Here is a 13071-nt window from a genome sequence, read left to right as displayed (position 1 = left end):
CATGCCAAAAAGAACAGATATAAAAAGTATTTTAGTACTAGGTGCCGGTCCAATCATTATCGGTCAGGCTTGTGAATTTGACTACTCAGGAACTCAAGCATGTAAAGTTTTAAAAGAAGACGGCTACACAGTCTTTCTAGTAAACTCAAACCCTGCAACAATCATGACAGATCCAACAACAGCAGATAAAATCTTTATCGAACCAATTACAGTTGAGAGTGTTGGTAAAATTATCGCTAGAGAAAAGCCTGATGCAATCCTACCTACAGTTGGTGGACAAACCGCCCTTAATTGTGCTTTAGAGTTAGACAAAGCCGGTGTTTTAGAAAAATACAATGTCGAAATGCTTGGTGCAAAAGCTGACTCTATAGAAAAGGCCGAAAATAGAGAAAGATTTAATAAAGCAATGGCAAAAATTGGTTTAGAAGTACCTAGAAACATGGTAGTACAATCTATGGAACAAGCTTATAAAGCTCTAGAAGATATAGGACTTCCTGCTATTATTAGACCTTCTTTTACCCTAGGTGGTAGTGGTGGTGGTATAGCTTACACAAAAGAAGAGTTTGAAAAAATTGTTAAAAATGGTCTAAACCTATCGCCAACAAATGAAGTTTTAATTGATGAGTCAATCCTAGGTTGGAAAGAGTATGAAATGGAAGTTATCCGTGATAAAGCTGATAACTCAATTATTGTTTGCTCAATTGAGAATATCGATCCAATGGGTATCCACACCGGCGATAGTATCACTGTAGCCCCAGCACTAACTTTAACAGATAAAGAGTATCAAATAATGCGAGATGCTTCGATTGCTGTACTTAGAGAAATAGGTGTAGAGACTGGTGGTTCAAATGTGCAATTTGCTGTGAATCCTAAAGATGGTAAATTAGTTGTTATCGAGATGAACCCACGTGTATCACGATCTTCGGCACTAGCTTCAAAAGCTACAGGTTACCCAATCGCAAAAGTTGCCGCAAAATTAGCTGTTGGCTATACTCTTGATGAAATTGATAATGATATTACAAAAGTTACTCCAGCATCATTTGAGCCAACTATTGATTATATAGTTACAAAGATTCCTCGTTTTACATTTGAAAAATTCCCGACTACTTCAGCTAAATTATCTTCGCAGATGAAATCCGTTGGTGAAGCTATGGCAATTGGCAGATCATTCTCTGAGAGCTTACAAAAAGCTCTTGTATCACTTGAAACTGGTCTAACAGGTCTAGACCAAGTTGAGATACCTGGTTATAATAAAGAAAAATCTTTTTATCAAAATAAAGCTGTTATTTTAGAGTGTCTAAAAGAGCTATCTCCTATGCGCATATTAAGAGTAGCTCAAGCTCTTAGATACGGTATAAGTGAAAAAGACATCCATGATGCTTGTAAAATAGATCCTTGGTTTATTGAACAAATTGCAAATATTGTTGCTGCAGAAGAAAAGCTTAAAAAGACGGGGCTACCAAATAGTAAAGAAGAGTTTTCTATTTATAAAAATCTTGGTTTTTCAGATGCTAAGATTGCCGAACTTGTTGGTAGAACAGAAAGGTACATTAGAAACTTTAGGTTTGGTAAAGAAATCTATCCTATATTTAAGAGAGTAGACACATGTGCTGCTGAATTTGAGTCACAATCATCATATTTGTACTCTACTTATGAACACTATAGCTATGAAGAAATCGTGCGGGATTGTGAGTCAGATATATCTGCTAATAAAAAGGTTATCATCTTAGGTGGTGGCCCTAATCGTATTGGTCAAGGTATAGAATTTGATTACGCTTGTGTTCATGCTGCTAAGTCTCTTAAAGAAGAAGGTATCGAAACTATCATGATTAACTGTAACCCAGAGACAGTTTCTACAGATTATGATACTTCTGATAAGCTATATTTTGAGCCTTTATGTGCCGAGAATGTCCTAAATATTATCAAAAACGAAATGCGTAAAGGTGAAGTTCTTGGAGTAATTGTACAGTTTGGTGGACAAACACCACTAAAACTAGTATCAGCTCTACATGAGAATAATATCCCTATACTTGGTACAGATCCAGATAAGATTGATCTAGCAGAAGATAGAGAGAGATTCAAAGAGCTACTTGATAAAGTTGGTTTAAAACAGCCTCTAAATACAATTGCATATACTATTAATGAATTAAAGAAAAAGATTGTTAATGTCGGTTACCCTGTGGTTGTGAGGCCATCTAATGTCTTAGGCGGTAGAGCAATGGAAATTGTCCATTCACAAGAGGAGCTAGATGCTTATATCAAAGCTAATAGTAAATGTATCCTTGAAGGACCTATTTTGATTGATAAGTTCCTAGAAGATGCTACAGAGCTAGATGTAGATGCGCTTGCTGATGGTGGTGAGCGTGTCTTTGTTGCTGGTATCATGGAGCATATCGAAGAGGCTGGTATTCACTCTGGTGATTCAGCTTGCTCTATTCCTACTCGATCTCTATCTAATGAGCAGATTGAAGAAGTCAAACAAGCAACTATCAAACTAGCCAAAGAGCTAAATGTAATCGGTCTAATGAATGTTCAGTTTGCTTATCAAAATGGACGATTATATGTAATTGAAGTAAACCCTCGTGCATCAAGAACAGTACCATTTGTCGCTAAAGCTACTGGTAATAGTATCGCAAATATCGCTACTAAGCTTATGCTTGGTAAAAAACTTTCGGAGTTTATCTTAAATAACCCTATCCCTCGCCATTTCTCTGTCAAAGAAGCTGTTTTCCCATTTGGCAGGTTTGCTGATGTCGATTGCTATCTAGGTCCAGAAATGAAATCTACTGGTGAAGCTATGGGTATGGATAGATCTTTTGGAGTAGCTTTCTACAAAGCTCAAGAGATGTCTTTTAACAAGCTCCCACTAAAAGGAAATATCCTAATATCAGTAAGTAATGCTGATAAGCCTAAAATATTTCAACCAGTTAAAGAGCTGATAGAGCTTGGTTTTAATATCTTTGCAACTAAAGGTACCGAAAGCTTTTTAAGAGAGCGTGGTCTACAATGTAAACTCTTTGATAAAGCTTCTGATAATATTGGCAATGATCAAGTACACAGTACTGTCAAAGCTATTGAAGCAGGCGAAGTTGATTTATTGGTTAACACATCAATAAGACAAGAGCTAAAAATAAGCTTAGCGTTAAGGAGAGCTGCTATTATGAGTAGAGTTTCTTATGTCACAACTGTTGGTGCCTTTGAAGCCTTTGTAACTGCTGTCAAAGATATGCGTAAGATTAATAATAATTTTGATGTTAAAACTGTTAAAGAGTGGATTAATAGTTAATTTTAAAAACTACCCCATTCTCCTCTTGAGAGGGGTAACGACAGGCGAGGTGTGTTGTCTTCGACTACCACTACTTTCTCTACTAGAAATGGAATAAAAAATTAGTTAAAAAATAAATAAGCTATGCTGAATTTATTTCAGCATGACATTAATGTTGAGGGTTTTCAATGCTATCGTTTCAAAAGCTACTACGCGGTGATCAAATTACTAAAGATGACTTATATAAACTATTTAATCAAGCGGATATATATAAAAATAAACTAGCTAAATCGGAGATTATAAAAGATCTAGAGGGCAAGGTTTTAGCATCATTATTTTTTGAGCCAAGCACAAGAACAAGGTTTTCATTTGAATCTGCAATGAATAGGTTAGGTGGTAAAGTCATATCACTAGAAAACGTCTCGTCAAGTTCACTACAAAAGGGCGAAACTCTTGATGATACAGGTAGAATGATCGATCAATATGCTGATATTATCGTTATGCGTCACCCTAAGCCTCATAGTGTCGAAGAGTTTTCAAAACATGTCAGTTCACCGGTAATAAATGCTGGCGACGGTGCAAATGAGCATCCCACACAGTCTCTAGTTGACTTATATACAATTTACTCTGAAAAAGGTTCTATTGAGAATCTTAAAATAGGTTTTATAGGAGATCTTAAGTATGGTCGTACGGTTCATTCACTCACTAATATACTCACTAAATATAATGCTTCTTTTAAATTTATATCTTCTCAAGAATTACAGATTCCTGATAAACTTAGAAGTTTTGTTGAGCAAAATGGTAACTCTTTTGTGGAGCTAGAAGAAGTAAGCAGTACAGCTCTAGAAGATTTAGACGTACTGTATGTAACTCGCGTTCAAAGAGAAAGATTTCCAGATGAAGAAAGCTACCTAAACAATAAAGATTTATGCTATTTAGATAAAAAACATATTTCAGCTAGCAGTAACTTTATAATTCTTCATCCTCTGCCTAGGGTTGATGAGATGGATAGATCCATTGATGAACTTGACTGTGCTAAATATTTTGAACAAATTAAATATAGTGTACCTATAAGAATGTCTTTACTGTATTTATTAGCAAAAAATGAATCTAATTAACCAACTTAGAAAAGTTTTGTACTTTTTATAGAAAAATAATTCTTTGTCTTTGACTTTAAAACATATTTTTTTATTAAATTGTAATTTGGCTTGGAAATTCTATTTATGGCTCCATATGTCCTATATACAAAAGATATTTACTATATAAAATTGACTTTTTAGTAAATAATCTATAAATTTGTATCCACACTAATGGGGGCGAATATGGTTTCGACATGAACGTCAAACTCTAAGGTGCATGCCGAGGAAGTACCGTAACCTCGTAAATAACAGTACAAATGCCAATAATAACTGGCAACAAAAAAGCAAACCGCGTAGCGGCTAACGACAGCAACTTTGCTGCTGTTGCTAAAGCTGCCTAGTCTAGCTTAATAACCTAGATGCGCACGGATATGATAGCCTTTCTTATGACGCTATCTATGCATCCGTTCATATTGACGCATAAGACGGTCTTTGCTTTTTGTCTGGGAGTCAGGGCTGTATTTAACAGACTCGCTAACTATTACCCTGGCTAATTGGGGAGTAGCTAAGCTAAACTCAAGTAGATTAGCCTAAGCATGTAGATCCAAAGATGGAGAGTTTATGGACGCGGGTTCAAATCCCGCCGCCTCCACCAACCCTATGTATCAAAAGTCTATTAATATAACAAATCTATCTTTTTTATCTTGAGCATTTCTAGTTTACAAAAAGCCACTAATGAGCAAAAAATATGATTTCTTTGAGTTTTCTTAGTTTAACTGTATCTTTCGTATGTAAGCCTTTTTGTGATGTAAGAAAAGTTAAAATAGTTGACCAATTTGGTTCTGATATATAATATATAATATTCCATGTGCATTAAGTATATTTTTTGTTTCGCAAAAGTATTTAAATATACTTACTTGCATATTGCAAAAAATTTTGTTCATGGAACCTAATCGCTCTATGAAGTTATACCTTAAACTTATAAACTTATAAACTTATAAACTTATAAACTTATAAACTTATCATAAGGAAAAATATGTCAGCAGTCCATTGTATCTGGGTGGGTCAAAAAGAGATCCCTTTAAATTATCTTGAAAATATTAAAAAATTGAGGCAAGAAAATCCTTTGAATAATCATTATGTATGGCTTAATAGAGGAGCGACGAAAGAAGAGTTAAAATATGCATCAATCGAGGGGGTATTTTTTAAACATATCAAAGAGTTACATTCAGTAGTTAAAAATCTAGAGCAACCTCATACTGCTAATCAATCTAAAAACCTAGAGCAACCCCATCCAGCTAATCAATTGTATAAACTTGCTTTGCTTGAGGCTGACACAACTTTTGGTAAAGCTTTTGCTAACAATATGTTGAAAGAACTCATCCTATATTTAGGGATATATAGCGAGGATGATGGGTGGAATATTGTAAGAGATATAGGAACAACATTTTATAAAGACCGCATCCCAACGGTACAACAAATATTTCTTAAACAATATAGACAATATGATTATTATGTGCAGAATAGAAAGACTCCTGTGATAGTAGGAAAAAAAGGGAGTTGTGGACTAATTTACGAAGGAGATAAAATCATACCTATTCTAGAAAGTTACGCAAAAGCTAATTGGTCAAACTTATTTACAATAAAATCTCATATCTCTCTGGATTATCAATTTGATATGAATGGGGACTATAAGTTACAACATGAAACGGTTATAAAATTTAAAAAAGACCTCCCTGTAGAAGGGCTTCTATCTCTTGCCTACCTAAATATACAAATTCGTGAAATATGGGCGAAACGTTTTTCTGATAACCCTTACTCTTCCACTCGTTGTGTAACCACTAGTACGCGACATAAAGAATTGTCTATACAACTTAAAAAAATGGTAGATGAGCTAGATTCTTTAACCGTGAAACAGATAGCATACGAAACCTTAGAGAATAAGGAGATGATGCTTGCTTATAAGGCTAAACAAAAAGAAATACAGGATTTATATTCTAAAGTGTCATTAGTTACACACTATAGTGAACTACACTCAACAAGACTGATGCGTGCAGCATGTGATGAGATTTATAGTAGCTGCGTAGATGGCATGGTACGCACAAGATTCAATGTAAGCAACGTTCCAAACTGTTCTTTAAATTACGATGAAGGTAATGTCGAAAATAACCGAGGAACATCTTGGATTCCCGGTGCTAACAATTTTAAAAAATTATCACAAGGGTGGAAAATGACTGATGTTAACAGACTTAGGTCTAAAAGTGTTTATGTAGAACATAATATCAATCATGAAGACCTCCAACTTAAAGTCGGTGATAAATATGTTCGATTAAAAGTATTACCGCGCATCTTGAAGACTAAAGATTACTAATTTACTGTGTTATTACTTGTGATTCATAGATTAAAGTCAAAAAGGTTACTTAAAGGGGTAATTTTATCTATCATGCTTAGCTAAAAATTATTTTGACTTACTAAATAAATTATTATTATAATATTTAAAAATTAAATATTAAGTTAATAAGTATGAAAAAATTTTTTGTCATCATAGGGCTTATATTTTTTATAAATATGCCTGCATTTAGTGAACCTCAACTAGTAGTACATCCGGTACATATATATCTTGCAAATGAGGTTTCTGAAACACACAGTCTGGGTAGTACAGAAAGAGATGATAAATTTTATGATGTATATTTTAGATTGTTTAATGATATAGCTGTAGTTTTAGAAGGAGATAGTGATATAACAATAAGAGATACCAACTCTTATAATGGTAAAGTAGTTGACCATAGATATAATGCTATGAGTGATGTTAATTGTGTTGCTGTATGTAATGGTGGATATGATTATGTAGACATATCTCTAGATAACGGAAAATTATTCTGGTTAGATAAAGTATGGAAAGTATTTGGTTATAGATACCACTATTGTAATATAGGTTTAGATGTCGACGCAGTAGTCTATTACGTTGAGAAAGATGGTAATAAACTTAAACTAAGAGTTATAGAAAGTGATGGAAGTAAATGTACATTTACTCTGTCTAGTGGAACTAAAGCTGGCGTGTTAGCAGATAATAGCAAACCACCTGAAAGCTATTTTTACAGTGCTCTATCTGATCCTGATGTTCAGCAAAAATTAATTACAGGTCAACTTGAGTTTGTTAATGGTGAATTGAGAGAAAATGGGAAAAATAACTACAAATTAGAATTAGAGTCTAATTCTAATTTGGATGACCATTTGAATCAAGTCTACACTAAAATCACCGGTAAAAAGGTAAATAAAAGATAGGTTCCATGAACAAAAAGATCTATAAAGAAAGATATTTAATAGCAAATATTATTTTCTAAAATTAAAGGTTAATCACATAATTAGCAGGACTATTAACGCTAAAATAATAACGTTTAGAAAAATTTATAGTTTAGATATTTTGACAATTATTTTCTTCTGCAGCTTTAACTGCCTTAGCAAAAGTATAGTCATTTTCTTTATCAAAAACTATTTAACAAGTCATAACTCAAGTAAAATATAAGAAAATTATTTTTTAAGATAATTGTTTTTTAGAGATAACGCTACTTAAAAAATTAAGTAGCCTTGCAAAGAAGAGAGCTTATTTAGTAGAAGTAGAAATAGGATAAAACTGTTCCATTTGTTTTGCAAATTCTATCGGATCTATTGTAGTTGGTGTCTGACCTAATGACCAAACCATAAATCCATTAAAGTTAGAGTAGCTATTAATTGCTGGACCATAAGCATCACCTTTATCAAATACAGCTTTATATTCTTCTGGTGATACATAACTACTTTCACTAGGTGCAAAATCATCACCTAAAACTATTTGAGTTACATTATTTTTCGCTACTTTTAATGCATCAGCTGCAATCTTAACAGATTGTGTAGGTGGTTGGTTAGGCCATCCTGGAGCATTTAAATTGTTATAATTTTGGATTAAAATAGCATCAAAACAAACCTTACCACCACATGCTTCTGGATTTAACATAGCAGCAAATGGTTTTGCTTGACTATCTGTCCAGTATATAGCAGGTTCTACTCCTTTATCCTCATATGTTTGAGGGGCTGATGTTATAAAAAAGCCTCTAGGAAAATCATCAGCTCTAGCTTCAGCATTTTCCCTCATTTTAGCTATTAAATCTTGGATACTCTCAGTCCAAGCTTCACTACCATCAATAGAGTTACCTTCTAAGTCAAAATCTAATCCATCTAAGTGATTTTCTGCTAAGAAATTAACAATATTTTTTGCTAAAGTATCTACATTATTTAAGTCTGGGGCCCATACACTAGTATTAAATCCACCAACTGATGCTATTACTAAAGCTCCTTTTTTATGTAATCTATCTACACCATCAACAAAGTTTTCAAGTATCACAGCATCTGCAAAGTTATTAACTGTAGTTCCCTTAACCAATAAGAAACCTGGTAGGATAACATTATAGTAATCACCGAAAGATTCCATATAAGAAGCTAAATTACTACTTTGTCCGTTTGTCCATGTACCCCAATATCCTGCCATAACTCTTTCAGGCCAATTACCTACTTTTTCATATGCTATAACATCAGTATCGACTACTTTACCATCAACTATAGTTAAAGGAGAAGCTTTGTAAGTTTCTCCTCTCTCTTTATAGCTATCTGGAGTAACTGTAAACTCACCTTGAGAAGGTATACTGATAGTATTTGAACCATTTACTAATTGTACAGTTTGGTCATAACCACTAGAGTTTGTAACTTTAGCTGTAGTAGAGTCTGGAGAAGTTCCTGTTGCGTAGGTAACATTTAAACTAACTGTAGTAACTTCAACAGCTTTGGTTTTAAAATTTATTTTTAAGCTTACTTCTTTAGTACTTTCATCTATAATTATTGGATTAGGTGTAACCTTATTAGCAATATAAACTTCTAAAGCATCTGAGCTCAAAATATTAGGTACTGAAACATCAAAACTACCCTGACCTAAAACTATAGGTGTTTGTCTGGTAGAGTCTATAGTATATGATTCACCGCCTATTACAACATCAAAAGTTTTTACTGTTTGAGGTAAACCTGTAGTATTAACAGAAACCTTTGCCTCAACAGCTTGTCCACAATACTTCCAAACATCACTAGTTCCTGGAGCTGCATTTTGAGTCCACCATTTTGCTTCGTATATCCCGCCATTATATTTTGCAAAATCTTTTGCTACATATATAGAACTATCTGAGTAAGCAGGGACTTTTGAAGCATCATATGGATCACAATCGCCTTCTGGAGCAGGAGGAGTTGGTCCTGGAGGAGTTGGCTTAATTTTTGCTTTATATTCTAAACTAATATTTCCACTATTGCTTGAAACTGTAATATTTGATGGAGATATAGAACCTTCTGCATTTTCTAACTTAACCATATATTCAGAGCCGCCTTTAGCATAATCTAAATCAACAACTCCATTATTAACTGTATGAACATTATTATCAGGGTCAATAAACTCTACTTTTGCATTTGCTGGTAACTCATCACCTGTAATGTTTACGTTAGCTACAATATGCTGGTCCATAGGCTTCGGAGCTGGTCCTGGGCCTTGTTCATCCCAAGCATCTGCACCATATATACCTATAGGCTCATAAGCAGCAATAGTACACCAAGAACCTTCTGGAAAGGCTTTACACTTATAAGTATTACCTCCTTCTGTAACCAAAGTTCCTGGAGTATAACTACTTACCTTCGAAGCAGACCACGGTTGTATATCTGCTGCTGATAAAGCTGATATACTACCAAAAGCTGCTAACGTTGCTAAAAAAGTTTTTTTATACCTCATATCAAAATCTCCGCTAGTTTTATTTGATAATATTTTGCATGCAATAACTATGATTACATTTTAAAGGCTTTCTCCTTTATAAAAATAAGTATACAAGTCTAAATCATAAGTTTATATAAAAAATTTTAACAAGACATAAGTATTTTTAACAATGGTAAAGAAACTAAAAACTAAATTTCTAATATAGAGTAATGAAAATACCTATAAATTTATAACTTTTTTGTAACTTTTTAGTATTTAAAAATTTTAAGCTTACATTAAAAGGAATTGTTGCAAACTAAAATTATAGTAAGAGAAGTAAATTATTTTTCTAGATTTTCATAGGCATAATAATAAATAGACTATTATCTTTTTCATCTTTTATTAAAGCACTCATATTAGGATTATCAAGGTATATAGACATAGTCTCCTCACTAAGAACATTTATAATATCTAATAAATATCTATAATTAAAACATATTTCTATAGGCTGATCATTATATTGTACTTCTACAGTATCTTCTGCTTTTTCATTGTCAGGATTATTTGCGGATAAAAGCATCTGACCAGCTGAGACATCTAAACGTATACCTTTATATTTATCGTTAGCTAAGATAGACGTTCTTAACAAAGAGTTTTTAAATATCTGTTTATCTACAGCTAAAAGCTTTGTGTTGTTTTTAGGAATAACCTTTTGATAGTCGGGGTAACGGCCATCTATAAGCTTAGAAATAAAACTAAAACTACCAAACTGTGCTTTTAAATAATTTTTGCCAAGACAAATTTTTATAGGTTGCTCAGTTTTGCCTACTATCTTTTTAAGTTCCAGGATAGCTTTTCTAGGAATAATTGATTGGCTAGTACTGTCTAGTACTTTACTATCAATTATAGCTTCTGTAATTGACATTCTATGACCATCTGTAGATACAGCCCTTAAAAGATTTGAATTTATTTCCCAAAACATACCATTTAAAAAATATCTAGTATCATCACTAGCCATAGAAAAATCTACTTTCGAAATAATATGGTGAAAATCTTGTTGCGTTAAATCAAAACTTGCTTGCTCATTTATATTGCTGTCAATAAGAGGATAATTATCCGCATTTAATGAAATAAGATTAAAAGTACTATTGTTAGAAACAATAGTTACTTTATTATCATTTATATTAAAATCAATTATTGAATTATCTGTTAAACTTCTAACTATGTTAAAGATTTTATCAGCATTTAAAGCTAGTTTTATAGGAGTGTCACAAGTAACTGGAATATCACAAGATATCTCAGTATCAAGGTCAGAAGCAGTAATTTTTAAGTTATTATTATTTATATCAAATAAAATACAAGACAACAAAGGCATAGTACTTTTGCTATTTGCTACAGATAGCATAGATTGCAAAGGTTTTAATAAGCCATCTCTATTTATTGCAAAATTCATTTTTAAAAAACCCCTTTATCAATTAATATAAGTCTATTTAACGAGAAATTTTATCTAAAAGCAACTCATAATCATCAGAAATCGATGTGTTACTTTGCCTTAACTTAGTTATTGCTTTAACAGCATGCATCACTGTAGTGTGGTCTCTACCACCAAAAGCATTACCAATCTCTGGTAAACTATGTGATGTTAACTCTCTTGCCAAACTCATAGCTATTTGTCTGGGTCTAGCTATGTTTCTACTTCTTTGATTAGAAGTTAAATCCTTTACTCTAATTCTATAAAAATCCGCAACAACTTTTTGAATATTATCTATTTTAACTTTCTTCTCTTGAATTTTAATTATATCTCTTAGGCAAGATTGAGCAACTTCTACAGTAGGCTCTTTATAATTAAACCTAGAAGTTGTAAGTACTCTATTTAAAGCTCCTTCTAATTCTCTAACATTAGTTCTAACATTTTCAGCTATAAATACAGCTGTTTCGTTAGGTAATTTTTGACCCAAGTCATGAGCTTTTTTAAGCAAAATAGCTATTCTAGTTTCTAAATCTGGCATGTCTACAGATACTGTTAACCCATACCCAAAACGTGAAACCAATCTTTCTTCCAAGCCTTCTATTTCATTTGGGTATTTATCACTTGTTAAAATTATTTGTTTTCCATTTTCATACAAAGAATTAAAAGTATGAAAAAATTCTTGCGCTGTACCTTCTTTACCTGCTATAAACTGAATATCATCTATTAAAAGAATATCCGCTGATCTATATACTCTTTGAAACTCGTCTTGATCTTGTAGCCGTATGGAGTTTACATAATCTTTTATGAATTGTTCTGAATTTGTGTAAATAATTTTTGCTTGAGGATTCACATCCCTAGCATGGTTACCTATAGCTTGCATAAGGTGAGTTTTACCAAGCCCACTTCCTCCATATATAAACAAAGGATTATGTAACTTACCTGGATTAATAGATACTTGCATTGCAGCTGCTCTAGCTATCTTGTTAGCATCCCCCACTACAAAACTATCAAAAACGTATTTTTCTTTTAATGGTAATCCAAAAGAATACTCTTCACCTGCTTTAGCTGTTATTAACATAGCTTCATCAAAACCAAATAATTCTTGAGATGGTTTTATTTGTTTAAGCTTTTTTGTTTTTGTAGGCTCAGCTATTACAGTTGTATGTTCTTCAATATCATCTTTTATTTCCACATTTGAAGAGCTAAAAAAATTTGCTTGGGGTCCAGCTGAAACAGTGTTTTCTAAACTAGTATCACCAGAAAACTTTTTGTTAGAGTATTCAACTACCAAATCATTTCCGTGATGTTCTTGAATTGTAGATATTATGATATTTCCATATTTTGCTTTTATATGTTTTTTAAAATACTCATTATTACAATAAATTGTAAATAGATTTGCATTTTGGACTACAGTAATAGGCTTTATCCACGTTTTATATTCAAACGTGGTTAGGTCTTTTTTAAGCTTTTTTAAGCATTTATTCCATGTAGCCAT

7 protein-coding genes and 1 other RNA gene are annotated in these 13071 nt (G+C 32.8%); 5 read left to right on the top strand and 3 right to left on the bottom strand.

The annotated features are described in order from the left end of the window. The first annotated feature begins 1 nt into the window (after position 1). The 5 genes from carB (at position 2) to E3E15_RS00020 (ending at position 7629) form a co-directional block, all read left to right on the top strand. Positions 2-3286 carry a carbamoyl-phosphate synthase large subunit gene (carB, locus tag E3E15_RS00040; RefSeq protein ID WP_172106135.1) on the top strand — a complete coding sequence of 1095 codons (3285 nt, stop codon included), beginning with the start codon at positions 2-4 and terminating at the stop codon, positions 3284-3286. Between the two features lie 167 nt (positions 3287-3453). Continuing rightward, a complete protein-coding gene (gene pyrB, locus E3E15_RS00035; protein ID WP_172106134.1) occupies positions 3454-4383 on the top strand; it encodes an aspartate carbamoyltransferase in 930 nt (309 codons plus the stop codon). 194 nt (positions 4384-4577) lie between these two features. After that, positions 4578-4999: a transfer-messenger RNA gene (gene ssrA, locus E3E15_RS00030) on the top strand. 381 nt (positions 5000-5380) lie between these two features. Further along, a complete protein-coding gene (locus E3E15_RS00025) occupies positions 5381-6715 on the top strand; it encodes a hypothetical protein (RefSeq protein WP_172106133.1) in 1335 nt (444 codons plus the stop codon). Between the two features lie 152 nt (positions 6716-6867). After that, the gene (locus E3E15_RS00020) at positions 6868-7629 is read left to right on the top strand and encodes a hypothetical protein (RefSeq protein ID WP_172106132.1); all 762 of its coding nucleotides are present in this window, start codon (positions 6868-6870) and stop codon (positions 7627-7629) included. A 319-nt stretch (positions 7630-7948) separates the two neighbouring features. Here E3E15_RS00020 and E3E15_RS00015 read toward each other — a convergent pair whose 3' ends face one another. The 3 genes from E3E15_RS00015 to dnaA form a co-directional block, all read right to left on the bottom strand. Beyond that, positions 7949-10144, bottom strand: coding sequence for a glycosyl hydrolase family 18 protein (locus E3E15_RS00015; RefSeq protein ID WP_172106131.1), 2196 nt, complete (start codon positions 10142-10144; stop codon positions 7949-7951). Between the two features lie 310 nt (positions 10145-10454). Next, complete coding sequence (gene dnaN, locus E3E15_RS00010; protein ID WP_035720558.1) at positions 10455-11558, bottom strand: DNA polymerase III subunit beta; 1104 nt, start codon at positions 11556-11558, stop codon at positions 10455-10457. A gap of 37 nt (positions 11559-11595) precedes the next feature. Next, positions 11596-13071 carry a chromosomal replication initiator protein DnaA gene (gene dnaA / locus E3E15_RS00005; RefSeq protein WP_035720556.1) on the bottom strand — a complete coding sequence of 492 codons (1476 nt, stop codon included), beginning with the start codon at positions 13069-13071 and terminating at the stop codon, positions 11596-11598.

This window comes from Allofrancisella frigidaquae (assembly GCF_012222825.1).
Classification (GTDB): Bacteria; Pseudomonadota; Gammaproteobacteria; order Francisellales; family Francisellaceae; genus Francisella; species Francisella frigidaquae.
The sequence above is the reverse complement of the archived record's forward strand: the minus strand, read 5'-3'. Positions and strand labels throughout refer to the sequence as shown.

Bases quoted from the DNA above. Each gene is read 5' to 3' on its own strand.
- carB (WP_172106135.1), top strand. From the start codon at position 2: ATGCCAAAAAGAACAGATATAAAAAGTATTTTAGTACTAGGTGCCGGT.
- pyrB (WP_172106134.1), top strand. From the start codon at position 3,454: ATGCTATCGTTTCAAAAGCTACTACGCGGTGATCAAATTACTAAAGAT.
- E3E15_RS00025 (WP_172106133.1), top strand. From the start codon at position 5,381: ATGTCAGCAGTCCATTGTATCTGGGTGGGTCAAAAAGAGATCCCTTTA.
- E3E15_RS00020 (WP_172106132.1), top strand. From the start codon at position 6,868: ATGAAAAAATTTTTTGTCATCATAGGGCTTATATTTTTTATAAATATG.
- E3E15_RS00015 (WP_172106131.1), bottom strand. From the start codon at position 10,144: ATGAGGTATAAAAAAACTTTTTTAGCAACGTTAGCAGCTTTTGGTAGT.
- dnaN (WP_035720558.1), bottom strand. From the start codon at position 11,558: ATGAATTTTGCAATAAATAGAGATGGCTTATTAAAACCTTTGCAATCT.
- dnaA (WP_035720556.1), bottom strand. From the start codon at position 13,071: ATGGCTACATGGAATAAATGCTTAAAAAAGCTTAAAAAAGACCTAACC.